Origin of the sequence: Aneurinibacillus migulanus (assembly GCF_001274715.1) — a bacterium.
GTDB lineage: Bacteria > Bacillota > Bacilli > Aneurinibacillales > Aneurinibacillaceae > Aneurinibacillus > Aneurinibacillus migulanus.
Map to the genome: position 1 here is coordinate 3697208 of NZ_LGUG01000004.1, position 26210 is coordinate 3723417.

The window sequence follows — 26210 nt, forward strand, 5'->3', positions numbered from 1 at the left end:
TTAGCCCCTCCACTATGTGAAACTTGTTCTCTTGCATATACTCCCTGTCAATGAACAGACGGTTCTAGAACGGTCAACGTATTGGCCGTGGTATTTAGATTAACCATGGCGCCAATGGGAATAGCAGCTTTAAATGTACCGTGAGCCGTCGCAAGATTCGTCATCAGTGGCTTACCTATGGGAACGATAAATTCGTCGATAAGATCTCCGTACGTTTTTCCGTATGCCGTTTCGCAGCCTGTGCATTCGCCCATAATAATGCCAATACAATCATCGAATTTCCCAGCCAGCTTTAAATGATTCAAGTACCGATAAATCGTGTTCGTCGGTTCATGCGTTTCTTCGAGCAACAGGATTTTTCCTCTCGTATCCATTTCGAATGGTGTTCCCAAGGTACCGACAATTGAAGTAAGATTCCCGCCGACAATTGGGCCGGTTACATTACCCGGGACGCGGCTTATCACTGGGATGCCCTGTGGATTTTGAATGGTACGAGGCGCGGCAAGCGTTGAAGTTGCAGTAAAAAACTGATTAAAATTATATGATGGTGTTTCGGGTTTGAAATCTATTAGAAGCAAACTTTGAAGTGTAATCAAATTCGATTTTGCATATAGCGTGTTCAATAAAACAGTGATATCACTATAACCGCTAATAATCTTTGGATTTCTGGCAATACTCTCATAATCTAAGTACGGAAGGATACCAGCTACGCCTACTCCACCTCTTGTCGGCAGAATCATCTTGACAGCCGGGTTCTCTACCATATTCATGAAATCGGCGGCCCTTTGCTGATCTCCCCCTGCGAGAAAACCGTCAGCTGTATACACATATCTACCCAGAACAACGGAAAAACCCATTTCTCTTATGAATGCTATTCTTTGATCGATTACTTCTCTTGTGAGCGGACTCCCCAGTGTAACGATACCGATTACATCCCCTTGTCGTAATAAAGACGGTGTAACAGCCATACTTTCCCCTCTTTCTCTTGATGCTTCTCATCTTATGTATATGGAGAAAACATTGGAAAAGTGCCCACCTTCATACATCGATTTTTCATCATTGTAAAATTGTATTTACTATTATGCAATGCATGATATAATAAATACGTAATTACAGTTAGAATATTCTAAATAATTTAGCCGAAAGGGGTTGTTGGCCATAAATCTCGTATACTTGGAGACATTTCTGGCTGTTCACGAGTACGGGAATTTCACTGAAGCCGCAAAGCACCTTTATGTGCCCCAACCTACCGTTACAAACAGAATCCGACAGCTAGAAGAGGAGTTAGGCCAGCCATTGTTTACAAGAGGAAAGGCGGGAAAACGAAATGTCCAGCTTACAAGCGCAGGAAATGTATTTTTGCCTTATGCGGAACAAGTACTTACTTCCCTGACTGCAGCCAAAAAACATGTCATCGCCAGCAGCCAAAAAAACTTATTAAAAATTGGTAGCTCCATTCCCTTTACTCACCCTTTTATTGTGGACAAAATTAAAAAGCTGTACACTATTAAAAACGAAATAAACATCAACCTATCATTTATTAAAAACTCGATCCTCAACCATCGCCTTATCGACAATACCATTGATTTAGCCTTCAGCATTAGACCCTTTACTGAAAAAAACTTCGAAAGCTACACTCTTGGCTCTGAGGAATTCCAACTGGTACTCTCACCGGAACACGCTCTCTCTCAATATCCATACATCGAAGACTTTACATCGCTTCAAACGGAAAGCCTTATTTGTTACGAACCTTATATGGAATACATTGAAGCGAATATACTAGCAAAATACCCATTCAAGAAGAAGCTTTTCTCTAACCAGCTAGGCATTATTAAAAATCTGCTCAACCATAATTACGGCATCGCCTTTCTTCCACCCTTGCTATTAACCCAAGAAATAAAAAACGGTTCCTTAATTACCCTTCCGTTTAAGAGCGGATGTTCTCCCGGAAAAATCCATTATTCACTTATTTACAAGAAAGAGCAGGCAAATTATATAAATCTGCTTTGATGAATGAATATACTTTCGTGATTCGAAGGAAGAGAAAGTTGGAAGATGAAAAAGAAAGGACGAGCCAGAGGGGACAGCCGGACGCCTATTACAAGGAATCCGGCTATATTACATTTTTTATTTGGCAACCTGATTATCCTTGTGCAGACACGCCGGATTCCATGGCGGGTTCATCCTGTACCAGCAGTCTGCCTTCCTGGATGACGCATTCATCATCAATCCAAACAGTCGGGGACAGGAGCAATCCGTCCAAATGTATCGAGCTTTCTACCGTTCCGCCGATGACATGGCTATCACCGACGGCGATGTGCACGGTCCCCCACGCTTTTTTATCTTCGGCCATATTACCGATCAGACGAGCATTCGGGTTGGTACCAATGGCAAATTCAGCAATGTTGCGCGCTCCTTCATCTGCTTCCTCGATGATTTTTCTTAATCTTTCAGCTGACTTGCCTCCTTCAATGCTAATTACTCTGCCCTGATGGACCTCCATGTGAATCGGTGTGTCCAACATGCCGATAGCATCCATCGTATGGTCGATGACCAGTGTACCTTCCGCCGTACCTTCAAGCGGTGCAATTGCCGCTTCCCCGTCCGGCATAGCGGCAAATGTACCCGGTCCTTTCACCAGACCCGTCAGCATCAACCCCGTTCTGCCTTCAATACTTAACGAAAGATTCGTACCCGACGGCGTGACAATACGTACGTTGTTTCCTTTCGTCATCCTCTGCCTGACCACTTCGGATAACTGATCGATCTTGTAATAATCAGCCCCTACAGCTCCATACAGCATCAAATCTTTCGTTATGCCCCTCATGACAAGAACCCGGGCGCCTGCTTGCAATGCATCTTTCGTCGCGTTCGTATGCGTAATAGCATACGTAATCGGCTGTAACACCACATCAGCTGCTTTCATCGCTGCCGCCACGATTTCCGGTGGCTCTACACCGTGCGTTTTTCTTGGTGTGATAACAGTAAGCACCGGTTCGGCTCCCATTGCCGCCACGCATGAAGCGAAAATTTCTCCAATTTCAGTTGTATTCGTATCCGATACAATGCACACATTCTCCCCTGCTTCAAGCTTAACAGCATCCTGTAAAATCCGCGTCGCAACCGCATACAAATTGAAATTCTCCATTATATATCCCTCCATATACTTCATGATTTATTTTCCAGTTCCTTGGCCACTTTCAACATCAAGGTCGCCGAATCTAAAATATGTTCCTGCGCCCGCTTTCGGGCCAGGCCGGGATTCCTGTCCACGATAGCGTCAAGAATCGCCTGGTGCTGACTCACAGTAACAAGCGGCCTTTGTTTGTCCTTTCCCCAGAGCATTACACGAAGCAAATTAAAGTTGGAACGTTGCTGTACCAACGAATCGGCTAATGCATGGTTGCCGCTTGCTTGCGCAATCATTCCATGGAAATCATGATTGTGCCGAACTGCTTCCATCTCATGAACGGATGTTTTTTTCATTCGCTCACCTGCTTCGTCCAGCATATCCTGTACAGCAAGCAGTTGGACTTCAGACGCCCGCATCGCAGCCAGTTGAGCAGATAACCCTTCAAGTTCAGCACGTAATTCATAGAAATCCTGTATCTCTTTTATGGATAATCGTCGGATACGGACGCCATGATGCGGAACGGATTCCAACAATCTCTCCTGAACCAGCATCCGAAGCGCCTCGCGGATCGGCGTACTGCTGACCCCCAGTATCTCCCGAATGTGTCGTTCCCGAATCCATTCACCCATCTGAAAATACCCGGAAGCGATTAGCTCGCTTAAACGGTTATACACCGCCGTCGTTGTCGTCTCTTTTATGAGTTTTTTCGAAACCTCGACCATTTTTTATTCTCCTTACTGCGGAATAGCAGCCCCGAAATACTCTTATCGCTCTTTTAGAAGCGTTCGAATATATGTCGGCTTAACAGGAATCTCACCAACTTTAACATTCCAGGGCCGCAGTGCATCTTCTACGGCTGATTGAATAACAGCCGGTACTGGAATGGTACCGCTCTCACCGGCTCCTTTGGCTCCTAGAGGATTCAATGGAGAGGGTGTCTCAATATGTCCGAGTGTCATCTCGGGACTTTCTAAGGACGAAGGAACGAGATAATCCATCAGTGTGCTTGTGAGAAGCTGGCCTTGCTTATCATAGATTACTTCCTCATATAACGCGTTTCCGATGCCATTCACAATACCGCCCTGCATCTGCCCATTCACGACAAGTGGATTCAACAGCCGGCCGCAATCATGAATCGACGTATAATCCAGTACCTTTATACTGAACGAATCCATATCTATTTCCACAACCGCCACATCCGCCATCGAGGAAATTGCAGCAGACTCAGGCGCGAAATAATCAGTAACTTCCAATCCTGGAGAAACAGGAAGCGAAAATGTCGTGCCCGGAAATACTCCTCTCGCTTCAGCAGCCAATTCCCCCAACGATATTGTAGCGGAAGGATAGTGCTTGTTTCGGATGAAGCCACCAGAAAGTTCCAACTCTTCTTCCTTTGCCTGTAACTTATAGACGGCAATTTTCAACGCTTTCTCCTTGACGGCTTGGGCAGCTCGATAAATGGCCGTTCCCGTAATCGTAGCAATTCGGCTGGCGAACGTTCCGGTACCGTACGAAATCAGTCGAGTATCCCCCTGCCTGACCGTAACTCGGTTGAGCGGCATATCAAGCACTTCCGCCGCTACCTGCGCAAGCGTCGTTTCGTGTCCTTGTCCCTGGGATGCAGCCCCCGTAATGACCGTCACCTCTCCATTTACCTCAATACGTACTGTGGCGCCCTCAAATGATCCGAACCCTGTATTCTCAATCGCACACGCTACGCCAATTCCGATATGCCTGCCTTGCTTACGATATTCCCGTTGCCGCATTCTCCATTCACCGTAACCGCTCTTCTCTACCGCTTCATCTATCAGCTTCTGATAGTCTCCGCTATCATACACCTGCGGCTTACCGTCCCTTGACAATAGCCCTGTACGGTATGGAAACTCATCCGCACCGATAAGATTTATGCGTCGAATCTCCACCGGGTCCATTCCAAGCTTTTCTGCTGCCTGATCGAGTAAACGATTTAAAATTAAAGCGGCCTGCGGACGGCCTGCACCGCGAAACGGAGCATGTGGAACTGTATTCGTGTACAGCACCCGAACATCGCAAGAATAGTTCGGAACTTTGTACGGTCCCGGGATAAGCGTTGATGTCATCAATGGCACAATAATCCCCCAAGGTACATAGGCTCCTGTATTGGCAAGCATCATATCGGTTACCGCTACAATCTTCCCTTCTGAGGTAACACCAAGCGACGCTTCATGAAGCTGCTCTCGTTCATGAATCGACCCCATCATGTGCTCCATTCTGTCTTCGATCCATCTAACAGGCATCCCGAGCTGACAGGACGCCCAACATACAAGAAAATCCTCTACATAGAACGGAGCTTTTGCCCCGAACGCGCCACCTACATCCGGCGCGATGACCCGAATCTGGTTTTCGGAAAGGTTCAGTAATTTGGCCAGGATATTTCGCATTTCATGTTGATTTTGTGTAGTGGCGTGAACTTCTAAGTATGGCTCGACACCTTTGTCATTCCAGTTAGCAAGCAATCCTCTCGTCTCAATCGGCAAGCAGCTTACCCTGCCGATCCGAAACCGGTGATGAACGACTACATCCGCTTCCTTCATCGCCGACTCGGCATCTCCGATGGTTTGGACAAACCGTGCCGCTTCATTGGACGCAAGGTGCCGATGAGCCAATGGAGCATCGGCCTGCACCGCGTCTTCAAGATGCGCGACCGCAGGGAGAGGTTCATACTGGACATGAATAACATCTAGCGCATCTTCTGCGATATATCGATTTTCCGCAATCACCATGGCTACCGGTTCCCCCACATGATGCACCGTTCGATCAAATGGTCGCTGCGTAACCGGAGTCAAGCTTCCGTGTGGAAACAGCAGGGGCAAAGACGGAAAGCCCTCTCCATCCTCCGGTCCGAATATGGCTACTACACCCGGCAACCGCCGCGCTTCCTCAAGGTTCATATCCCGAATGTATGCATGAGCATGGGGACTTCGCACAAAAGCGACGTTTAGCGTATTCGCTATACGCAAATCTGCGATGTACTGCCCTTCGCCCCGGACTAACCTGGGATCAATTTTTCTTTTTATCGGCTGCCCTAATATTTTCATAGAACCACCTCTGATTTCTCCTCACCGCGCTCCGTTTGCCGAATGGCAAAACGGATGGTTTCAGGCCGAATCGGCAAAGACGTAATCTCAAAATCATACGCTTCCAATGCATCGCGAATCGCGTTGGCCAATGCGGGCGCTACCGCTACTGTTCCACCTTCTCCAGCTCCTTTTACGCCGAGAGGATTTAAAGGAGAGGGGGCATTTTCGAATATTTCAACATCAATGTGTGGAACTTCCATTGAACTTGGGATGATATAGTCCATAAATGTACCCGACAGTAACTGTCCCGTTTCGTTGTAGCGAAGTTCTTCATACAAAGCACCACCCAATCCCTGCGCCATGCCGCCGATCAGTTGCCCTTCTACCAGCAGGGGATTAATAGCGCGTCCGATGTCGTACCCGATATAATATTTCACAATGCGTATGTGTCCTGTATCCTTATCAATTTCGACTTCGGCTATATGCACGCCATACGGATAGGTCATATGGGACGCGAAAAAAGTATACTCCGCATGAAGCTTTAGCCCTTTTTCCACGCAACGTTTAATAAAATCCTGATACGCCAATAAAACTTGCCCTGTTTCTTCCCGAACAACGGATTCTTCGCGCATCTCCAGTTCTTCTCGCGGGACGCCAAGCCATTCCGAAGCTGCATGCAACAATTGATCCTTCAGGGATGCGGCGGCCAGCCACGCGGCGGAACCTCCCATAACCGTACCGCGCGTGGCGAACGATCCGTTTCCTTTTTTCACGGTGTCCGTATCGCCGTGTATGACCCGCACTCTCGTATAAGGGATGCCCAACTGGTCGCTGCATACCTGAGCAATCATCGTTTTCACTCCCTGACCCACGTCGGCAAGTCCGGTTTTGCAGCATACGTCACCATTTTCAAGAATATCGATTTCTGCATATTCCCAAGGCCCCAACCCGGATTTCTCCACAAACATTGCCATGCCGAGCCCGAGCAGCTTGCCCTGTGCTTCCGCTTCCTTTTTTCTTCGCTTGAAACCGTCCCAATCGACTGACTGACGCACTTGACGCAATAGTTGCGGATAGTCGCCACTGTCCAGCTCCACAACTTGACCGAGCGCTGAAATTCCGTTAGAGTACGGCATTTTCTCAGGCCGAACCACGTTCTTTTCCCGAACATCCGCCGGGTCCAGCTTCAGCTTTCGGGCAACCATATCGATAATCCGTTCGCGCACGAATGTTCCTTCGAACCTTCCAGGGCCGCGATACGTCCCTGTAGGCGTCTTATTTGTTACGACCACATGTGTAATGAACTCCAGTGCCTCGATATCGTACGGGCCTGGGAACATAGCCTGTGTCAGAGCCGGAACCGTTACTCCGTGCGTGCGAATATACGCACCCGTATCGACAAATATCTCATCCCGCAGCGCCAGAATACGTCCCACTTCGTCAAAGCCGATCGTTATACGATGTTTTTGCTCTCTGGAATGGTTGGTAGCCAGCAGATGCTCGGCCCGGTCCTCAATCCAGCGAACCGGGCGGCCAAGCCGTATCGCAGCATACGGAATTAAGTAATCCTCCGGATAAAACTCCCCCCGCGGCCCGAATCCGCCGCCCACATCCGTCTCAATATATCGGATATCACGGCTGTCCTTTCCTAGTAGCCGGCACAGAATCTGATGATTGAAGTGGACGACTTTCGTAGGACCGTATACGGTTAGACGGCCATCCGATCCGCAATTCGCTACCATTCCTCTCGTTTCAAGCGGGACTCCCGTATGCCTCTGTACATACAGTTCTTCCTGTAGAACATGAGGACACTCGACAAGCCTGTCATCGAATGAACCTTTCTGTGAATGAATCTGGAATATGTCGTTACTTCCGATGCTCGGATGTAACAAGTTATCATGGCTTGCCAGTGCCCTATCTGTATCTGCTAAAGGCGGAAGGGGATCGTATTCGATCTCCACAGCATCAGCCGCATCCTCTGCTACATATCGATTGGTGGCTACAATTAAAACTACAGGTTCTCCGACATAACGTACCCGCTCTTTTGCCAGCGGGAATTGCAACGCATGTTCCAGCGCGCCTTCGGGCGACAATCTCATTGGAATCGGTGGAAGGTCGCTTGGCAAGTCTTGTGCCGTTATGATAAGGAGCACGCCAGGCATCCTAACAGCGCCTTCGATTCGGATGGAACGAATATTGGCATGAGCATGCGGACTTCGTATGAGCACAGCTTCACATTGATCGGGTAGCCGAATGTCTCCCGCATACCGGCCCCGGCCTGTCAAAAGTGGGAGGTCTTCAATTCGTTTCACGCTGGCTCCGATAGACATGAGTATCACTCCTTTCCTTGACGCATCACTCTGGCGGCTTCCTCGACCGCATCCACAATGGATTGATAACCGGTACAGCGACAGAGATTCCCGGAAATCCCATCGCGAATCTCTTCACGGGAAGGATTCGGGTGTTCCTCAAGAAAGTGGTAAGCTGACATTAGCATACCTGGCGTGCAAAATCCGCATTGCAGCCCATGCTTTTCCCAAAATGCTTCCTGTAGCGGATGCAGCGAACCGTCCTCACCAGCCAATCCTTCCACCGTCAAAATTTGCACTCCGTCCGCCTGCACAGCAAACATCAGACAAGAACGAGCTGGGCGGCCATCCACAATAATTGTGCAGGCACCGCAAATACCGTGCTCACACCCGACGTGCGTTCCCGTTAATCCAATTTCATCCCGAATGACGTCAGATAGAAGCATCCGGGGCTCCACCCATACCGTATGCTCCTTGCCATTGATAGTTATCGTAATGCTTCTCAATTTGCTCGCGTCTGCCTTCGACGTTTTAGTCGTCATCGAACTGTCAGCCATGCTTCCACCTCCCTTTATACATGACGATATTGCCCGCGTGCATGCTGTACGGCTTTCTCCAATACGCGTCGGCTCAACGTTACGCTCAAGTCTTTCCGATAGTCCGTACTTGCATGAATATCCGGTTCTGGATCGATTGCCTCCCTGATGGTTTCGCAATACTCCGCAATTAAGACACTATCCGGGTCTTCGCCTGCAAGTTCATCTTCAATATCATCCAGTTTAACAGGGGCCCCGTCTACGCCGCCGAGACCGAGGCTTACCGATTCGATTTTCCCTTCCTCATCCAGCGTGACAGAAGCCGCCGCCAGAACGATGGCAAAATCCCCTTTGCGCAATGTAAATTCTTCAATTGCATGGCCGGTGCGTCCTGTAATCTTCGGAAACTGGGCGGAAACAAGAATTTCATTCGCCTCGATCGTTGTCGTCAAATACGTCAGGAAAAACTCTTCCGCTTCAATCGTACGCTCCTCGTCCAATGAAGCTAGCGTTACGGTTCCACCCAACGTACGCAGAATAACGGGAAGTTCTGCCGTGGAATCGGCATGGACCAGACTACCCCCAATCGTTCCTCTCGAACGGATCTGAGAATGCCCTACAAGCCTGATACCCTCCGAGAGCATCGGACATGCCTGTGCGATTTGCGATAAATGTTCTACCGCATAATGCCGAACCATCGCACCGATCTGGATTTCCGTATCAGTAACCTGAATATAATCAAGAGCATCGAGCCGACCGATATCAATTAACGCCTGCGGACGGGCCAGTCTCATATTCATCGTGGGAATTAAGCTCTGACCTCCCGCTAGAATTTTTGCATCATAACCGAAATCTTCGATTAGCTCCAACGCTTCACGAACCGTTTTCGGCGTATAGTAATCAAAAGCCGCCGGTTTCATAGCAAGCCTCCTTTCCGTATCTATCCTCCGGGAGTTTCCCTCAGGGGAAGCGTAACAAACTCTCCCAAAACCCCACACAGCGCCTCACGCTTCAAGAAGCAAATACGAGTATTTCCTGCGCCTGGCCTTGGTTCTGTATCCGTAACGGGAACATCGCGTTCTATAATCCGCTTCCATTCCGTCTGCAAATCCTCTACAAAAAAAGCCAGGTGTTCGATGCCTTCCCCCTTCTCCTGCAGAAAATCCCATGCCGTACTGCCCGGCTTCAGGGGCTGAATTAATTCAATCTGTACCTCACCCAGCGGAAGGAATGCAATGGACAGCAGCCCATCTCCATAATCTTCGATACGTTCGACCTGTAACCCCAATACGTCTTCATATGCTTCAATGGCTCGATCCAGGTCGGATACAATAATACCAATGTGGTCCAGCTTCTTTACCGGCACTCTTCTCCCTCCTTACCTTCAGCCACATAAGCAATAAGGAAAGAAAGGGAATTCAAACGTCCGACACACTTGAATTCCGCTCCTCTTCTCCATACCTGGTTCCTTACCCGATTAGCTTGTAATGCTGTGGACAGCGATCTTTAAGCAAATCGTTGCGGGAACCGACTCTCTTGTCTCTAGATAGCAAGATATCGACGTCCGCAAGCAAGTAGTCCGCTTCACATTTCGATGCTGGGCCAGCCACAACCCTCGACATCGAATCAACGATCATACTTGCACCCATATACTGCACTCCCTGCTCTTGTCCTGCACGGTCCGCACATGCGATGGCCATCCTGTTGCTGTATGTATGGGCTACAGCAAGGTAATTGGCAAGACAATATCCTCTTTCATCCCATAGCACTGATTTGCCGATGGATGTCCATGTTGTAGGTACGAGCAAAATATCACATCCTGCCAAAGCGATAGACCGCACCGCTTCAGGAAATCGGAGATCATAGCAGACGAGCATGCCCACCTTAATATCAAGTTCTTCAATGCGAAAAGTTTGAAATCCAACATTGCCGGGCCGCAGATAATCTATTTCCCAATCGAATAAATGAACTTTTCGATAATGTCCAATGCGCCCATTCGGTCCTACCAATACAGCTGTGTTATACAAATCGTTGCCTTCATGTTCTATTATTCCTCCGGCAACATATCCCCCGTACATCGAGGCAAGCTTCTGCCAATGCGTGACGCTCGGTCCGTCCAGTTCTTCTGCATACTCCCGGGCTTCTTCCTGCGAACGCATGGCATATTGGTGATTGGAACATTCGGGTAGCACGACAATTCTCGCTCCGTATTTAAACAATGCTTCAATAACCTGGTTGTTGACTCTGCGGTTGGCGCCGACGGCTTCTATACCTGATATATTATTCGCTTGAACAACGCCTACCTTCATGCCATACTACTCCGTCGCCACTGTCAGTCGCTGCTGCTTTCTGTCAAGAATGTCCTTCATCTGTCCGCCATCAATATTGACGACTGAATTATGAACGAAGCTCGCACGTTCAGATGCCAGGAATACGACGACATCGGCCACTTCCTGGGCGGTGGCGATACGTCCAAACGGCATCGATTTACTGGCCGCCTCATTCGCTTCATCGATGCTAATCTCCAAATCACGCGCATACGCCTGTGTTAACGTTTCCCACCGTCCCGTATCAACCGGCCCTGGATTGACACAATTGATGCGAATATTATCATTGCCGTATTGGTTGCCAAGTGCCGTCATTACCGCTAAATCTGCAGCATTTACGGCCGTACCCGTCAATTCCCACCAGGATGGCTTTACGCCATCGTTCCCGACTACGTTGACGATAACGCCGTGCTTTTGTTTCAGGAACTGGGGAATGGTCGCTTTCGCCATCCGTACATAGCCGCGGAATTTCAGACCCATGGCAAAGTCCCAGTCCTCTTCAGTCAATTCCAGCAACAAGCCACCTGGAGCTGCGCCGGCGCAATTAACGAGAATGTCAATTTTCCCAAAATGCTCAACCGTCTTTTGCACAGCTTCTACAGCACCTGCCTCATGCTGTAGATCGGCCGGAATAGTTAAAACATCCGCTTGTGGAACCTCGCTTTGCAGCTGACTTTTCGCTTTCTCCAGATCCTCCACATTTCGTGCCACCATAGCGACAGAAGCACCTTCTTTAGCGAACGTCAAACCTGTCTGCCGCCCAATTCCTTTGCTACCACCAGTAATCAATACAACTTTTCCTTCCAATCCAAGATTCATGTTCATTCGCTCCTTTATTTAAGAATGTATAGTGAAATGGGTAAACAACGTCATTAGTGAGGCTGTGTGTTCGTTTCTTTTGCGATTTTTTTAAAGAAATCCTTGACGATGAGCTTGGCGACGCCTGATAGCATACGCTGGCCCACACCGGCGACTTTTCCACCCACCTGGGCCACTCCGTTGTATTTAATGTACGTTTTCATATCCTCATGCACCAATTCCACGGTCGCATCGCCTTCCACGAATCCCATAGGACTGTTGGCGCTCATGACAAGGCGGTACCGATCCGGCTCGTTTTTATCAAGAATCTTAATCGTAGATTCATAGTCACCGCGTACTGCCGCAATGCCTACACTGATCTCCGCCTTGTAGCAATCCGGCTCGATTTCAGTCAGCGATTTGCAGCCCGGCGTCGCTTTCTTCAATGTCTCTGGATCATTCAATGCTCTCCACACATCTTCTTTAGATGCTTTGACTATCACTTCACCGTTTACATTCATCTTCTCTCCTCCTCCTTAATCATCGATTCTTGCTACGACCCGTGCTGGAGAACCGTCTCCCCCCACAATAGGTAAAGGTAGCGCAATGAGCATGAATTCACGTGCTTGTATCGCCTCCAGATTCACCAGGTTTTCGATGAGGGGAATCTCGCTACCAAGAAGAATGGGATGATTAGGATAAGGAGGCGCACCATCCACCGCAAAATCCAGACCGACAGCAACCACTCCGGCATCGCGTAGCCATGTGGCCGCTTCCTGGGATAAATACGGATTACTCTCATATAACTTCTTAGAGTTCCAATGTTTTGAAGCCCAATCGCCCCACAATACCAGCCGCTTTCCTTGGACCAACTCTTCGGTAAGACCGCCTACTTCCCTCAACTCTCCCAACGTAATCTCATGATTCGGCTTCGCTACTTCACGCAAATCCACCAACAGGGCAGGACCAATGAATATGTCAAGCGGCAGCTGTTCAATCGTTTTTCCCTCCGAAAAGAAATGATAAGGGGAATCGATATGAGTGCCTGTATGAATGCTGAAAAGCACCTCGGTATTCGAACGTTTCTCCACCTCATGCGTTGTAATGGGCGTAAATCGAATGGATGGATGTCCTTCAAGCGGCTGTACTTCCGGCCCCCACGGCATCGTTAAATCAACAAGTCTTGCCATTGCCTTCCTCCTTTACATAAAATTATTTACAGGTACATTCTCTTTTTCTTGATTTCCCTCTTCTTCCGTCTCAGGCGTTTCGAGCACAGGAGCGGGAACACGCGTCTCTTTGCCCAAAATGAGTACGTTCAGTGCCGCGAGCATACATGCAGCGAAAAACATTCCGAAAATTGCGGTGAACGATACGTTTGCTGCTATCATATAGCCCACCACTAGCGGACCTGCAATCGCCCCGACACGTCCAGCTGCATTCGCCATGCCTGCTCCGGTGGCACGTATATCCGATTCGTAATGATCCGTTGTATATGCGTACGTTGTACCCGTAACTCCTAGATAGAAGAAGGATAGCGCCATGCCCGATGCGATAAGAACTGATAGGCTATCAGCTGTCCCGAAGAAGAACGCGCTCACCGCAGCGAATATCAAATACGTAATCAGCACGAATTTGCGTCCCACTTTCTCCACAAGCCATGCTGCACTAAAAAAGCCCGGTAACTGGGTTAGCGTCATCAGCAGTACATAGCCGAAGCTCTTGATAAGAGTAAATCCTTTCATCACCATCATGGACGGCAGCCATAAAAACATGCCATGATAGGAGAACATGACGAACAACCAGAGAATCCACAACATCGCGGTCGAACGGGCGTATTTGGGGGCCCAAAGGGATTTCATATTCTTCCATACCGAAGTTTTTTGCTTGTCCCGCTTATGGAAAGCGGGTGAGTCGGGCAAGCCCCAGCGCATATAGATGGCTAAGATCGCGGGCAATGCCCCGATAATCAGCGCGGAACGCCAGCCCCATATCGGCATGATGAAGTAGGCGATAACAGCAGATAAAATCCATCCCACCGCCCAGAAACTCTCCAGCAACACAACCATGCGGCCGCGCTTATGCGCCGGGACATGTTCCGACACGAGTGTAGAAGCAACCGGAAGCTCACCACCCAGCCCAAGGCCGATGAAAAACCGGAAAACCAGAAACACCGCAAGCGTTGTGGAGAGTGCCGCCAAACCGCTCATGACGGAGAACAATAGCACCGTGTACATAAGTACTTTGTTCCGACCGATTCTGTCTGCCAGCGAACCGGCTACGATAGCCCCGATAAGCATCCCAATCGCATTCACGCTTCCGATCCAGCCGGCTTCCTGAGGCGTCAAGTTCCACTCCCCGATTAGCGCAGCTGCAATAAAGGAGATAATCCCGACATCCATTGCGTCAAACACCCAACTAAGTCCCGCCACCACAAATATTTTGCGAAAGGATACGGATTTGGTATTATCGGAATTCACAAAAATCCCCCTTCTTTCTCTCATATCAGAGCTATCCAATGGTTAACGTTTTCGCTGTTTCTTTTTCAAATTCTGTTCACTCCTCCTTCACAAAACCGAATATTCTGTTTGTTAAGAAAATTATAATGTACATTCTATATAATGTTAAATATTAAAAATTTATATTCTGATAAACATTTGTAATATATAATCTTGCGTCCAATGAGCATTTTTGCCCAAGAATTTTTTTATTTGATCTGATTCAATACTGTGTATAATTTATGGAGAAATAGAAGGGAGCGTAACGATGAAAAAATATATCGTAGATATTGTTCTTATTATTATTGGATCATTTATTTTTTCGACAGGAATTAATTATTTTGCGATTCCACACGAGCTGGGCGAAGGGGGCGTAACAGGTATTACCATGGATTTGTATTACCTTTTTCAATGGTCTCCAGGCGTTACCAATCTTTTATTGAATGCAGTCCTTTTGGTCATCGGTTATAAGTTATTAGATAAGTGGGTAACCTACTATACGATTATCTCCATAGCTTGTACCTCTTTTTTCTTGCATGTAACGGAAGGGATGGGGGAAGTTTTAGGAGAAACGATACTAGGGACCATTTTTGCCGGGGTATTCATCGGAATTGGTGTAGGATTAATCTTGCGTACAGGTGGAACAACCGGCGGATCGGCTATTTTAGCAAGGCTTACGAATAAGTATTTTGGTTGGAGTATTAGTTATTCTTTGTTGCTTTTTGACTCAGCGGTTGTATTCGGCTCTTATTTTATTATTGGCGCCGAAAAAGTTATGTACACCATTGTTTCGCTGTATATTGCTACAAAAATAATCGATTATATTATCGAAGGTCTGAATTCAAGAAAGGCTGTTACGATTATTTCCCAATATGCCGATCAAATTGCAACACAGGTAAATGAGAAGATGAATCGCGGCGTTACCATTTTTTCCGCCCGCGGAAATTATACTAAGGAATCAAAAGAAGTTTTATATATAGTCATTAACAAACAGGAGTTGCTCGGATTAAAGAAGCTTGTTCACAAGATAGACGATGAGGCATTCGTTGTTATACATGATGCACGGGACGTATTTGGAAAAGGATTTACTTTTCCGAGTACACAGGAAGTGTCAAAAGTCAATTAATTAAGAAAGACTCGGCCTAACACCTGCCGAGTCTTCTTTATCGTGTACATATACTTATATACATCTGATTTGATAAATCGACAAATTTTTGTGGTGAGAGGTAAGAAAAAAATGAAAAAATCAGAAGTTGGAAAAAGACACATTTGCCTTTCTTCTGCTGGAGCGCAGGGCGCATCCACCCTCTTCTTTTTCTGAATCGCCTCCTTCCAACCACGCTACCCTGTCAAACTATCAAGTGTAATTTATATAGATATTTTACCGGCTCAGCCTTTAGAATTTACCTTGATATCCTAATGAACGTGACAAATTCAAACATTCCTTCTTCAGCATGTTAACGGTCTGCGACTCATCAGAAAGATCAAGTACACCCAATAACCCAATCACCGTAATTGCGGCAACAATCTTATCGTCTCCATTAAATATCGGACAACCGATCGCTACGATTCCGGGTACTAGGCTCTCTGTCGTCTGAGAGAACCCCCTCCTCCGAATCATAGCTAATGTTTGCTTAAATGCATCCACGTCTTCAGGTACTTGCTCCAGCTCCTTTTGAATCAGTTTTTCTGTTCGTCCTTCAGGCATATAGGCCGCGAACAATTGTCCTGCCGTTGTATTAATCATACTGCCTGTCGAACCGACCTGAATTCCTATTTTTATCTGTCGGTTGCTTTCTTCCAAATCGATAAAGTACGGGCCACCCTCTCCCCATATCGATAAAGCAACCGTCTCGTTAAGCGCTTCCTTAAGCCTTAATAACACCGGACGTGCTTGCTCTTTAATATCAATGCGCTGACAGGCCCGTAGTCCGATTTGAATCAACGCATCCCCGATCGTATAACGAAGCGAGGCGTCACGTTCCAAAAAACCGGTACGCCAAAAGCTTGTGAGATAACGATGCAGTTTACTTTTGGATATATTCGCCCGCTCGGCAATCTCGGTTATCGATAAAGGCTTCTCAGCTTCTCCTATTTTTTTCAGAATACCGATGCCTAATTCTAAGGATTGAATGCCCTGGCCATTCATCTCCAAATCGTTCTTCATCTGACTCCCTCCCTCTGCGTCCAACAAAACGTCAAAACATACATCTCTCAACTACCCTTATTATGCTTGCCTTCCCCTTCCATGTCCACTTTATGGAAGGATTCTCTTCTGCCTCATAAAATTCGCTTTATCTTTTTGTTAAAAAACTTAGAATAGAGGTATAGAATGGAGAAAACATAGAATGAATGAGCTTGAGGTGAAAAATAAAAATGGACATTAAAACAGCGGAATTACCTGGAATCGGAAAAAAAATCTCGTTTCATACGTCTGAAAACAGCATGATTGTCCTGATTATCCACCATTCAGGAAAGCGGGATTTATACTTCTTCGAAGATGCGGACAGCGACGAGGCTGATTTTTTCATCACTCTAAACGGTGAGGAAACAAGGCAATTGGGCGCTCAACTGCTCGGTGCTATCTATCAGCCTGTAGATACGGATAAGATGAAAATGTTCCAAGATAAAATTCTCATTGAATGGATTGAACTTAGCGCACATTCATCACTAGTCAACAAAAGCATCGGCGACTCACAAATTCGCACCCGAACCGGCGCTTCCATTATCGGGATCGTAAAGGGCGAGAACACGATAGCCGTACCTGACATTGATGTAGTTCTGCAGCCTGGCGATGTACTGATGACGCTTGGAAAAAAGGAGCAAATCGCTACATTCGCCGCTCTCTGTAAAGGAGAGGATCAGAGCTAATGCATGAAGGATTTCCGGTTCTGTTAGGGTCAGGTCTGCTTGTTCTGCTACTCTTCGCCTTTGGGTACGCTGGAGCAAAGGTAAAAATCCCGGGAGTCATTTTGTATATTCTGCTCGGGATTGCGCTTGGACGTTTCATTGGCGAAAACGAGCTTCTACATACCGCCAGCGAAATCGGGATCGTTCTTTTATTCTTTCTGCTCGGAATGGAGTTTCCGGCAGACAGACTGGTCGGCATCGCTAAAAAAGTATGGAAGGCAGGCGTTCTGGACGTCATATTGAATCTGTTAATTACAGCAGCGATTTGTTACGTATTTGGACTCGATCTGCTTTCTGCCTTTCTTATCGGAGGAATCGTGTATGCGACCAGTTCTTCTATCACGGCAAAGCTTCTGGAGGGCTCACGCCGGATGGCGAACCGTGAATCTGAGTTTATGCTGGCGCTATTAATCTTCGAAGACTTAGTAGCTCCTGTTTTTGTAGCCATATTGCTCGGAATGACCTCAGGTGAAGATATGGGTGTGCTCCAATTCTCGATTCTAGTGGGCAAAATCGTGCTATTGGCAGCAGGCGCTATCTTTATCGGACGCTTCGTGTTCAGGCGATTGGGGACATTTATCGAACGAATCAACGACGAAGATACATTCGTTTTATTAACAGTCGGTATCGCACTAGCATACGGAGGACTTGCAATATATTTAGGTCTTTCCGAGGTACTGGGAGCTTTTCTTGCGGGCATGATGCTCTCTGAGACGAAGCGCAGTGATGATATTGAACAAAATGTACTTCCTATACGCGATCTTTTATTGCCCCTGTTTTTTCTCAACTTCGGAACGACCATTACTTTTGGCGGCGGCATTCCGATGGCCGGATTGCTCACCATGATTCTCATATGGTCCATTATCGCAAAGGTGGCGGTTGGTATCCTCGGTGGACGATGGTACGGGCTGGGCAAGCGAGGGGCATTCCGGGCTGGACTGTCACTCGTATCCCGTGGAGAATTCTCGGTTGTCATTGCAGGGCTCGCAATGGGGTCTATGAAAGTATTTGCCGGAATCTATATTCTCGCTGTGGCATTCATCGGCATCCTTTTCTTTCAATTGGCTCCCCGCTTAACGAAAGCGGTATATGGGGAACAGAAGAAAGAACATCGAAAAGTGAAAGTACCAGGATAGGAAAAATTCGCGAGCAGTACTGCACGCGTTTTTCAAGCAATACGAGCAGAAGAAGGCCGGAACGCTCTGCCTTAATATAAACGTTCCGGCCTTCGATTTGTATCTCTGGTTTTATTTCATTGTTTCGAATAAACGGAAGGACTCTTTAACATACCGAGCTACATCTTCTCCTGTACCCATCGTCATCGCTTTTCGTGCATGAACCTTCATCTCTTCTTTGGAAAGCTCCTTCATCATGCTTCTTGCCCGAAGGACGGAAGAAGCGCTCATGCTGAATTCATCAAGCCCAAGACCGAGCAACAGCGGAATGGCTACCGGATCGCCTGCCATTTCCCCGCACATACCAGCCCATTTTCCTTCTTTATGTGCCGCCTGAATCACCATGTCGATGAGGCGAAGAATAGCCGGATGATACGGCTGATACAAATAGGATACTTTCTCATTCATCCGATCCGCCGCCATCGTATATTGAATTAAGTCGTTCGTGCCGATGCTAAAGAAATCAACTTCTTTGGCGAACGCATCAGCAAGAAGCGCGGTAGCAGGTATTTCTACCATAATACCGATTTCAATCTTCTCAGCAACGGATATACCTTCCGTTATAAGCTTTGCCTTCTCATCCTCTACCATTTGCTTCGCCTGTCTGAATTCTTCAAGCGTTGCTATCATTGGAAACATGATTTTCAAATTCCCAAATACGCTAGCTCTAAGCAAAGCGCGTAATTGAATGCGAAACATATCCTGCATTTCCAGGCACAAGCGAATGGCGCGGAAACCCAAAAACGGATTGAGTTCTTTTGGCATATTCAAGTATGGCAGCTCTTTATCTCCACCGATGTCAAGTGTACGAATCACAACCGGGTGCTTACCCATTTTTTCAAGCACTGTTTTGTAGGCATTATATTGCTCCTCTTCGGAAGGAAGTTGTGTGCGACCCATATACAAAAATTCGGTTCGGTATAATCCGATGCCTTCCGCACCGTTTTTCAACGCGCCTTCCACATCCTCTGGCGTACCGATGTTGGCAGCTAATTCTATCCGGGTTCCGTCGGCAGTTACGGTCTTCTCATTCAACAATTTAGCCCACGTCGCTCGCTGCTCTTCGTATTGCGCCTGCTTTTTCCTGTATGCTTCTAGTTCTTCATCCGTCGGATCAACAATAACCTTGCCATCCAGGCCATCAACGATAACCCACGCATTTGGCTCGACGGTTTCTGTTATCCGCTTCGTTCCTACAACCGCCGGGATTTCCAATGAACGGGCCATAATTGCAGAATGTGACGTACGACCACCGATGTCTGTTGTAAAGCCTTTGACATAACGAGTATCCATCTGTGCCGTATCGGATGGGGTTACATCTTCTGCCACAATGATAACCTCTTCGGAAATGGCTTGTATATCCGCAAGCTTCACCCCAAGCAGACGCGCCAGCAAGCGCTGCGTTACATCACGAATATCCGCCGCACGTTCTTTCATATATTCGTTATCCAATTGCTCGAACATGACGATATACATATCGGCAATTTCGCGCACAGCGAACTCCGCGCTTACGTTCTCCTCACGGATTTTATCCTGGATAGAACCAATGAATTCAGGGTCCTGTAATACAAGAAGATGGGCGGCAAAAATCGCCGCCTTATCCTCGCCAAGCTCTTCCTGTGCACGACGTTTAACAGACTCTAGCTCCTGTTTCGCTTCTTCTAAAGCCACTTCAAAGCGTACTATTTCCTGTTTGGGTGAATCGATCCTTTCTTTTTCAATGTGAAAATCAGGAATTTTCAAAAGAAACGCTCTGGCAATCGCAATGCCTGCGGAAGCGGCAATCCCTTCCACTGTATGTGTCATTACGCTCCCAGCCCTTCATTTTTCATAACACTTTCAATGGCGGCAATGGCCTCAGCTTCGTCTTCACCCTCCACTGTAATACGAACAGTGCCACCTTTTGCAACCGCCAGCGACATTACACCCATAATCGATTTCAGATTTACTTTTTTATTGTTATATTCTATCTCAATTGTTGAAGTAAAACCGCTTGCCGCTTGTACGAGGGCTGTTGCGGGACGCGCGTGCAGCCCTGATTCATTTATGATTTCAAATGTTTTTTCTGTCATGATGCCGTCTTCCTTTCCTCAAACTTTTTTTGTTTGTTTATCCTGCCTTAACGGGCAGTAATACCCCACCTCAAGACTTGGAGGAAGTATAGGTGGGATAAAGCCCTCCACTGCATGAAGTTTCACTTTACCCTATGATTCATGAATTGGCTTTTTCAAGAATCCGACCAGCAAAGCCGTCACGATGGCTCCAATGAGGATAGCAAGCAAGTATAAGAGCGCGCTTCCCTGAACGACCGGAATAACGAAAACGCCGCCGTGCGGAGCCGGCAATCCGATACCAAACACCATAGCCAACGCACCAGCAATCGCTGAACCGATGATAGCGGAAGGGAGAACACGGGCTGGATCGGCCGCTGCGAACGGAATGGCCCCTTCCGTAATGAAAGAAAGTCCCATAACATAGCAGGTCTTGCCCGCTTCACGCTCCGCTTTAGTAAAGCGATTCCTGAAAAATGTGGTAGCCAAAGCCATACCGAGCGGCGGCACCATGCCCCCGGCCATAATGGCTGCATGCGGCGCATAGTTGCCCGCGTCTATCATGGCAATACCGAACGTAAACGCCGCCTTATTAATTGGTCCGCCCATATCAACGGCCATCATGCCGCCGAGCAGAAGACCGAGCAATAGTAGATTACTCGCTCCCATTCCAGACAGCCATACTGTTAATCCTTCATTTATCGCTCTTACTGGATCAATGACAACATACATCATAATCACACCAGTCAACAGAATGCCAAACAACGGATAAAGCAGCACAGGTTTAATGCCTTCAAGCGATTCGGGCAGTCTTGCGAATACTTTTTTCAAACCAACTACGATGTAACCAGCCAGAAAGCCGGCAATCAATCCGCCTAAAAATCCGGCCTGGCCAGTCGCTGCCATCAACCCTCCTACAGCTCCCGGTGCAAAACCTGGACGATCTGCAATACTCATCGCAATGAACGCTGCCAGCACAGGAATCATCAGCCCGAACGCATTTGTTCCACCAATCGTCATTAAAGCTCCAGCAATCGGGTTATAGGACGGGTCCTTGGGCTCAGCAGCATGGATCCCAAACAAGAACGAAATGGCTATCAAGATCCCTCCGCCTACGACGAAAGGCAACATATTCGAGACACCATTCATTAGGTGTTTATAAAAGCCTCGTCTTTCCTTTTGCTGTCCTCTCTCTTCTCTAGCGCCGCCTTGTCCATGATATACAGGAGCATCCTGCTTACTCGCCTTTTCCAGCAACTCCCTCGGCTTACGAATGCCTTCAGCGACCGGAACCTGAACCACATGTTTTCCTGCGAAGCGTTCCATCTCCACCTGCTTGTCCGCAGCCACGATAATAGCAACGGCATCTGCGATATCAGCTTCGGTTAGTTCGTTTTTAACACCGCCCGAGCCGTTCGTTTCAACTTTGAACGGAATACCTAGCTCCTGTGCTTTCGCTTTTAGCGCATCAGCCGCCATATACGTGTGTGCAATCCCGGTCGGACAGGCAGTCACGGCCAGCACCTTTCCCTGTACCGTTTCTCCTTCCTTATTCGTATCCGGTTGAACCGGTGCCGTCGTCATGTTCTCAGCGTCCCCTTCTTCTCCGGCAAGCTCCCGCTCTTTGTCGTCGATAATGCGCAGAATTTCTTCTTTGGTATCCGCTTCGATAAGCTTCTTGCGTAGCGCTTCATCCATGAGCAACGAGGAGAGTCGGGCAAGCGTCTCCAGATGTTCGTTGTTTGCGCCTTCGCTAGCAGCAATCATAAAGAATAAATGGCTCGGTTGGCCATCGAGCGCTTCGTAATCAATCCCGGCTTTTGACCGGCCGAAAGCGATAGCAGGTATCTTGACTGCCGCTGTTTTGGCGTGTGGGATCGCAATCCCTTCACCAATACCGGTCGTGCTTTGCGCCTCACGTGCAAAAATCGCTTCGCGAAACCGTGCTAAATCATACAGCTTACCAGCCTCATCAAGCTTTCCACTCAATTCATCGATCGTCTCGCGCTTTGAGGCGGAAGTTAAATTCAATATCATAGTATCCGCTTGCAAAAGCTCCGTAATTCTCATCTTTCTCACCTCAATCACAGATACGTAACATGTACTTGCTCAATTAACTCCTCAATAAGCTGAGACGTACAAAAACCAGTAGAGAAAGCGGTCGCACTTCCGGCTGTCACTGCATAACGGAACACCTCAGGCACACTTTTTCCCTGCAGATAAGCAGCGATAAAGCCCGCAACGACTGAATCGCCCGCCCCAACCGAATTTTGCAGCTTTCCTTCGGGGACATTGGCATACAAAGCATAATCATGATTAAAAAACAATGCCCCCAATCCGCCCATCGATACGATTACATTCTGCGCACCCATCTCTACCAGCTTTTTGCCATACGGAACGGCTTCCTCTACTGATTGAATAGATATGTCAAACAACTCACCCAGCTCATCCTGATTCGGCTTCACCAGAAAAGGTCGGTATGGTAAAGTGGATAGCAGGTACTCTTTCGTCGTGTCCACAACCAGCTTGCCCGCCCGATTCGCCGTCCTTTCTGCGATACGCCCGTACAGATCCGCAGGCAATGAGCCAGGAATACTGCCAGATATCACTAGGATGTCATCTTCTGAAATCCGCTCCAGCTTTGCAAAAAGCCGTTCGTTTTCTTCTTCAGTAATAGCCGGACCACTGCCGTTTATTTCCGTTTCCGTATCCACTCTAAGCTTGACATTAATACGTGTATCTCCGTGTACGGTAATAAAATCTGTTCGGATTCCTTCCTCTTGTAGCACTTCATCGATGTATCTTCCAGTAAAGCCGCCGATGAATCCAAATGCCTCTGTATCCACATCCAATCTCTTCAGGACGCGGGACACGTTGATGCCTTTTCCGCCCGGTCGCTTTGCCTCCCGAACGATACGGTTTGTCTTTCCGATAATGAATTGTTCCATCTCCACAAAATAGTCAATGGAGGGATTCAAAGTCACTGTGTAAATCACGCCTTCACACTACCTTTATCGAGGTTTGTTTTGCAAAGCTGCGTTGCTGTTCGGAATCCAGTCCGCTGGTAATGATAGTAGCCTGGCTTACATCGGCAATTTTTGAGAATGAAATCTCGCCGAATTTCGTCTGGTCGGCAACGACAAACGCTTCACGTGAAATTGAAATCGCTGTCATTTTGATAAGAGCTTCCTCAGGGTCAGGCGTCGTATATCCATATTCGGGATGAATGCCGTTTACACCCATAAAGCATTTATCAAAACGGTATGTTTGCAAGCTTTCCAGCGTAGCCCGTCCAATAAGCGCTCGGGTCGTATTCTTAACTTTCCCTCCCAGTAGATACGTATCGACTCCTTTATCCATCAGAGCATCAATGACATTTAAGCCATTTGTCACGACAGTAATTCCCGGCTGGTTAACGTATGTGACCATCTGCAAGGTTGTCGTTCCGGCGTCCAGATAGATAGAATCTCCAGCTTCAATAAGCGATGCCGCTTCCTGTGCAATTCGCTGTTTTTCAGACAGGTTTCGTGTCGCTTTTTCCACTACACTCGGCTCTAGCCTTTTTCCTTGCAGAAGTGCCGCGCCCCCATGCACCCGTTTTAAGTGACCGCTTTTCTCCAGATGAATTAAATCGCGGCGAATCGTGGATTCAGAAGAGCTGGTCGCCTCTATAAATTCATGGATTTTAGCTACTTGCTTCTCTTTCAATAAAGATAAGATGATTTGATATCGCTCTGGGGTTAGCAATAATTATGGTCCCCCCTCTCATTAGTAATACTGATTGATTTTTTCTTTTATTTCGTTATCTTATCCCAAGTATATCGAAAGAAATACAATTTTTCAATCAAAAACATTTATTTTCATTCAAATTCATTCAAAATCAATCAATATGAAATGCCCTCCGTCCCAAGACGTAGTGAAAATCATTCCCTGGTTCATTTCGACGCCGACCATGCTCCTGTATCCTTATGGTGAAGGTATACTGGTACATACATAAGAGGAAGTGAAAACATGAAGAAACTTATTGGCTTTTTATTTATCGTATTCGGAACTTTGCTACTGCTGGGCATCCTGGCAAACAGCGTCCTTGGCGGCGCATTATCCAAGGAAGGCCGTCAGGTGCAGACGGTTTCACCGGACAATATCGAAAATATGAACATTAACGTGTCCAGCGCAGACGTTCGAATTATTCCCGAGGATCGGCAGGATATTGAAGCTGTTTTGCAGGGACGCAACGTCAGCAAGAACCAACTTTCCGTTAAGCAAAGTGGAAACACACTGAAAGTAAGCCTGGAACAGAAAGAATTTAAATGGGTTACATTCTCCAATCATCTAACATTGGATTTACATATTCCACAAGAATATAACCGGAACATGATTATCGATGCCGGATCAGGCGATATTGAATTTAAGGGAGTGAATGAAAATAGAACTGCCCTGGAGAAATTAGAACTACACATGAGCTCAGGCACCACAATCCTGGAGAATCTAGACGTGAAGCTTCTAAAATATAAAGGTTCCTCCGGCAGCACACGTGTGGAAAACGTTACTGCGGAAGCCACCGATATCGATATCAGCTCAGGTGATGTGGAACTGAGCCATTATTCTGGTGCCTTACGAGCGAACCTGTCATCGGGCGATTTGCGTGCCGAATTCGAGGAGCTGACGGGTCCGGTAAAAATCGGGATGACTTCAGGCAGCGTGTCACTTCATATGCCAGAGAATGCTGATTTTACTTTGCAGGGACATACGACGAGCGGTTCAATTCATTGCGATCTTCCACTGCAAAATCGAAAAGAGAATGAAGACGAGCACTTAAGCGGCTCTTACGGAAACGGAAGCCACGCTGTTCAGATTACTGCATCGAGCGGTGACATCAATATTGAGTAAGCAATTCAAAAAGCGGCATCGTTTTTAGCGATGCCGCTCCGGTTTTTTCGGTAACTTTTCTCTTCATTATCTCGGTGCGTATGTGGACATCTGACCGATCGGATAACTGTACTCGATCGGCTCATTAAACGTTACATAATCCAGATATACGGTGAGCAATAAGTACCTCTTTCCGGTCTCGGGATCGCTGAGAATAATATGATCGCGTCCCGCCGCTTCAATCACTCCACGGAATATTTGGCTCTGACTCCCGCCTTCGCGCTCGAACGTCATATGCACATCCGCAACCTTCCCGCGGTTCAGCCGTAAAATATTTTCAATAAAAGACTGCTCCAAAGGCAGCATACCTGCACCTCCCACAGGCGGAGCTGTAGGTACCGCTGGAGTAGTAGGAAAAGCTGGTGTCGCCGGACTGGTTGTACCTGGAGTCTGGGTTTGCGGATACCCGGGCCAGCTATAGCCGTATTGCGGATAGGCCTGTGTAGTTACATTCGGATTATACATATAAGACATTTTTATCCTCC

General features: G+C 47.4%; 26 protein-coding genes. 6 read left to right on the top strand and 20 right to left on the bottom strand.

Features of this window, described 5'->3' with window-relative positions; translation table 11 throughout:
- Positions 1–47: 47 nt before the first annotated feature.
- A complete protein-coding gene (locus tag AF333_RS19495; RefSeq protein ID WP_043064791.1) occupies positions 48–968 on the bottom strand; it encodes a S66 peptidase family protein in 921 nt (306 codons plus the stop codon).
- A gap of 205 nt (positions 969–1173) precedes the next feature.
- Here AF333_RS19495 and AF333_RS19500 point away from each other — a divergent pair, with 205 nt between their 5' ends.
- Positions 1174–2010: a LysR family transcriptional regulator gene (locus AF333_RS19500; protein ID WP_235496671.1), complete on the top strand. Its 837-nt coding sequence runs from the start codon at positions 1174–1176 to the stop codon at positions 2008–2010.
- A 133-nt stretch (positions 2011–2143) separates the two neighbouring features.
- Here AF333_RS19500 and AF333_RS19505 read toward each other — a convergent pair whose 3' ends face one another.
- From AF333_RS19505 to AF333_RS19560, 12 genes are all read right to left on the bottom strand, one after another.
- The gene (locus AF333_RS19505; RefSeq protein ID WP_043064789.1) at positions 2144–3148 is read right to left on the bottom strand and encodes an aminopeptidase; all 1005 of its coding nucleotides are present in this window, start codon (positions 3146–3148) and stop codon (positions 2144–2146) included.
- 20 nt (positions 3149–3168) lie between these two features.
- Positions 3169–3855 carry a GntR family transcriptional regulator gene (locus AF333_RS19510; RefSeq protein WP_043064788.1) on the bottom strand — a complete coding sequence of 229 codons (687 nt, stop codon included), beginning with the start codon at positions 3853–3855 and terminating at the stop codon, positions 3169–3171.
- Between the two features lie 42 nt (positions 3856–3897).
- The gene (locus tag AF333_RS19515) at positions 3898–6210 is read right to left on the bottom strand and encodes a xanthine dehydrogenase family protein molybdopterin-binding subunit (protein ID WP_043064787.1); all 2313 of its coding nucleotides are present in this window, start codon (positions 6208–6210) and stop codon (positions 3898–3900) included.
- Positions 6207–8522: a xanthine dehydrogenase family protein molybdopterin-binding subunit gene (locus AF333_RS19520; protein WP_043064786.1), complete on the bottom strand. Its 2316-nt coding sequence runs from the start codon at positions 8520–8522 to the stop codon at positions 6207–6209. Before AF333_RS19520 ends, AF333_RS19515 begins: the two co-directional genes overlap by 4 nt.
- Before the next feature lie 5 nt (positions 8523–8527).
- Positions 8528–9058 (bottom strand): (2Fe-2S)-binding protein, encoded by a 531-nt coding sequence (locus tag AF333_RS19525; RefSeq protein ID WP_043064785.1) that lies wholly within the window; start codon positions 9056–9058, stop codon positions 8528–8530.
- Positions 9059–9072: 14 nt separating this feature from the next.
- Entirely contained in the window at positions 9073–9957 is an 885-nt protein-coding gene (locus tag AF333_RS19530) for an FAD binding domain-containing protein (protein ID WP_043064784.1), read from the bottom strand.
- A gap of 20 nt (positions 9958–9977) precedes the next feature.
- Positions 9978–10403: a VOC family protein gene (locus AF333_RS19535; protein WP_043064783.1), complete on the bottom strand. Its 426-nt coding sequence runs from the start codon at positions 10401–10403 to the stop codon at positions 9978–9980.
- A gap of 103 nt (positions 10404–10506) precedes the next feature.
- Positions 10507–11346 (bottom strand): nitrilase-related carbon-nitrogen hydrolase, encoded by an 840-nt coding sequence (locus tag AF333_RS19540; protein WP_052811868.1) that lies wholly within the window; start codon positions 11344–11346, stop codon positions 10507–10509.
- Between the two features lie 6 nt (positions 11347–11352).
- Positions 11353–12183, bottom strand: a complete 831-nt coding sequence (locus AF333_RS19545; protein WP_043064782.1) for an SDR family oxidoreductase — start codon at positions 12181–12183, stop codon at positions 11353–11355.
- Between the two features lie 53 nt (positions 12184–12236).
- Positions 12237–12683: a CoxG family protein gene (locus AF333_RS19550; RefSeq protein WP_043064781.1), complete on the bottom strand. Its 447-nt coding sequence runs from the start codon at positions 12681–12683 to the stop codon at positions 12237–12239.
- Positions 12684–12698: 15 nt separating this feature from the next.
- Complete coding sequence (locus AF333_RS19555) at positions 12699–13352, bottom strand: cyclase family protein (RefSeq protein ID WP_052811866.1); 654 nt, start codon at positions 13350–13352, stop codon at positions 12699–12701.
- A gap of 12 nt (positions 13353–13364) precedes the next feature.
- Positions 13365–14642 carry an MFS transporter gene (locus AF333_RS19560; RefSeq protein ID WP_235356607.1) on the bottom strand — a complete coding sequence of 426 codons (1278 nt, stop codon included), beginning with the start codon at positions 14640–14642 and terminating at the stop codon, positions 13365–13367.
- A 286-nt stretch (positions 14643–14928) separates the two neighbouring features.
- Here AF333_RS19560 and AF333_RS19565 point away from each other — a divergent pair, with 286 nt between their 5' ends.
- Both AF333_RS19565 and AF333_RS36910 read left to right on the top strand, forming a co-directional pair.
- The gene (locus AF333_RS19565; RefSeq protein WP_043064779.1) at positions 14929–15786 is read left to right on the top strand and encodes a YitT family protein; all 858 of its coding nucleotides are present in this window, start codon (positions 14929–14931) and stop codon (positions 15784–15786) included.
- Positions 15787–15855: 69 nt separating this feature from the next.
- Positions 15856–15981 carry a hypothetical protein gene (locus tag AF333_RS36910; protein ID WP_268753628.1) on the top strand — a complete coding sequence of 42 codons (126 nt, stop codon included), beginning with the start codon at positions 15856–15858 and terminating at the stop codon, positions 15979–15981.
- 75 nt (positions 15982–16056) lie between these two features.
- Here AF333_RS36910 and AF333_RS19570 read toward each other — a convergent pair whose 3' ends face one another.
- A complete protein-coding gene (locus AF333_RS19570) occupies positions 16057–16827 on the bottom strand; it encodes an IclR family transcriptional regulator (protein ID WP_043064778.1) in 771 nt (256 codons plus the stop codon).
- Between the two features lie 209 nt (positions 16828–17036).
- On the opposite strand from AF333_RS19570, the gene AF333_RS19575 reads away from it, so the two are divergent.
- Together AF333_RS19575 and AF333_RS19580 are read left to right on the top strand one after the other, a co-directional pair.
- On the top strand, positions 17037–17531 hold the full coding sequence (locus AF333_RS19575; protein ID WP_043064777.1) for a cation:proton antiporter regulatory subunit: 495 nt from the start codon (positions 17037–17039) through the stop codon (positions 17529–17531).
- The gene (locus AF333_RS19580; RefSeq protein ID WP_043064776.1) at positions 17531–18706 is read left to right on the top strand and encodes a cation:proton antiporter; all 1176 of its coding nucleotides are present in this window, start codon (positions 17531–17533) and stop codon (positions 18704–18706) included. Before AF333_RS19575 ends, AF333_RS19580 begins: the two co-directional genes overlap by 1 nt.
- Before the next feature lie 111 nt (positions 18707–18817).
- Here the strand turns inward: AF333_RS19580 and ptsP are convergent, their stop codons facing one another.
- The 5 genes from ptsP to AF333_RS19605 form a co-directional block, all read right to left on the bottom strand.
- Positions 18818–20551 carry a phosphoenolpyruvate--protein phosphotransferase gene (gene ptsP / locus AF333_RS19585; RefSeq protein ID WP_043064775.1) on the bottom strand — a complete coding sequence of 578 codons (1734 nt, stop codon included), beginning with the start codon at positions 20549–20551 and terminating at the stop codon, positions 18818–18820.
- The gene (locus tag AF333_RS19590) at positions 20551–20817 is read right to left on the bottom strand and encodes a phosphocarrier protein HPr (protein ID WP_043064774.1); all 267 of its coding nucleotides are present in this window, start codon (positions 20815–20817) and stop codon (positions 20551–20553) included. Before AF333_RS19590 ends, ptsP begins: the two co-directional genes overlap by 1 nt.
- A 132-nt stretch (positions 20818–20949) precedes the next feature.
- Positions 20950–22866: a PTS fructose transporter subunit IIABC gene (locus AF333_RS19595; protein ID WP_043064773.1), complete on the bottom strand. Its 1917-nt coding sequence runs from the start codon at positions 22864–22866 to the stop codon at positions 20950–20952.
- A 14-nt stretch (positions 22867–22880) separates the two neighbouring features.
- The gene (gene pfkB, locus AF333_RS19600; RefSeq protein WP_043064772.1) at positions 22881–23792 is read right to left on the bottom strand and encodes a 1-phosphofructokinase; all 912 of its coding nucleotides are present in this window, start codon (positions 23790–23792) and stop codon (positions 22881–22883) included.
- Positions 23793–23796: 4 nt separating this feature from the next.
- Positions 23797–24543 (bottom strand): DeoR/GlpR family DNA-binding transcription regulator, encoded by a 747-nt coding sequence (locus AF333_RS19605; protein WP_043064771.1) that lies wholly within the window; start codon positions 24541–24543, stop codon positions 23797–23799.
- Positions 24544–24807: 264 nt separating this feature from the next.
- Here AF333_RS19605 and liaG point away from each other — a divergent pair, with 264 nt between their 5' ends.
- The gene (gene liaG, locus AF333_RS19610; protein WP_043064770.1) at positions 24808–25686 is read left to right on the top strand and encodes a LiaG family protein; all 879 of its coding nucleotides are present in this window, start codon (positions 24808–24810) and stop codon (positions 25684–25686) included.
- 66 nt (positions 25687–25752) lie between these two features.
- Here liaG and gerQ read toward each other — a convergent pair whose 3' ends face one another.
- Positions 25753–26199, bottom strand: a complete 447-nt coding sequence (gene gerQ, locus AF333_RS19615) for a spore coat protein GerQ (RefSeq protein ID WP_235356606.1) — start codon at positions 26197–26199, stop codon at positions 25753–25755.
- Positions 26200–26210: the final 11 nt, after the last annotated feature.

Coding starts and splice junctions, on each gene's coding strand:
- AF333_RS19495 (WP_043064791.1), bottom strand. CDS start 968: ATGGCTGTTACACCGTCTTTATTACGACAAGGGGATGTAATCGGTATC.
- AF333_RS19505 (WP_043064789.1), bottom strand. CDS start 3,148: ATGGAGAATTTCAATTTGTATGCGGTTGCGACGCGGATTTTACAGGAT.
- AF333_RS19510 (WP_043064788.1), bottom strand. CDS start 3,855: ATGGTCGAGGTTTCGAAAAAACTCATAAAAGAGACGACAACGACGGCG.
- AF333_RS19515 (WP_043064787.1), bottom strand. CDS start 6,210: ATGAAAATATTAGGGCAGCCGATAAAAAGAAAAATTGATCCCAGGTTA.
- AF333_RS19520 (WP_043064786.1), bottom strand. CDS start 8,522: ATGTCTATCGGAGCCAGCGTGAAACGAATTGAAGACCTCCCACTTTTG.
- AF333_RS19525 (WP_043064785.1), bottom strand. CDS start 9,058: ATGGCTGACAGTTCGATGACGACTAAAACGTCGAAGGCAGACGCGAGC.
- AF333_RS19530 (WP_043064784.1), bottom strand. CDS start 9,957: ATGAAACCGGCGGCTTTTGATTACTATACGCCGAAAACGGTTCGTGAA.
- AF333_RS19540 (WP_052811868.1), bottom strand. CDS start 11,346: ATGAAGGTAGGCGTTGTTCAAGCGAATAATATATCAGGTATAGAAGCC.
- AF333_RS19545 (WP_043064782.1), bottom strand. CDS start 12,183: ATGAATCTTGGATTGGAAGGAAAAGTTGTATTGATTACTGGTGGTAGC.
- AF333_RS19550 (WP_043064781.1), bottom strand. CDS start 12,683: ATGAATGTAAACGGTGAAGTGATAGTCAAAGCATCTAAAGAAGATGTG.
- AF333_RS19555 (WP_052811866.1), bottom strand. CDS start 13,352: ATGGCAAGACTTGTTGATTTAACGATGCCGTGGGGGCCGGAAGTACAG.
- AF333_RS19565 (WP_043064779.1), top strand. CDS start 14,929: ATGAAAAAATATATCGTAGATATTGTTCTTATTATTATTGGATCATTT.
- AF333_RS19570 (WP_043064778.1), bottom strand. CDS start 16,827: ATGAAGAACGATTTGGAGATGAATGGCCAGGGCATTCAATCCTTAGAA.
- AF333_RS19575 (WP_043064777.1), top strand. CDS start 17,037: ATGGACATTAAAACAGCGGAATTACCTGGAATCGGAAAAAAAATCTCG.
- AF333_RS19580 (WP_043064776.1), top strand. CDS start 17,531: ATGCATGAAGGATTTCCGGTTCTGTTAGGGTCAGGTCTGCTTGTTCTG.
- ptsP (WP_043064775.1), bottom strand. CDS start 20,551: ATGACACATACAGTGGAAGGGATTGCCGCTTCCGCAGGCATTGCGATT.
- AF333_RS19590 (WP_043064774.1), bottom strand. CDS start 20,817: ATGACAGAAAAAACATTTGAAATCATAAATGAATCAGGGCTGCACGCG.
- AF333_RS19595 (WP_043064773.1), bottom strand. CDS start 22,866: ATGAGAATTACGGAGCTTTTGCAAGCGGATACTATGATATTGAATTTA.
- liaG (WP_043064770.1), top strand. CDS start 24,808: ATGAAGAAACTTATTGGCTTTTTATTTATCGTATTCGGAACTTTGCTA.
- gerQ (WP_235356606.1), bottom strand. CDS start 26,199: ATGTCTTATATGTATAATCCGAATGTAACTACACAGGCCTATCCGCAA.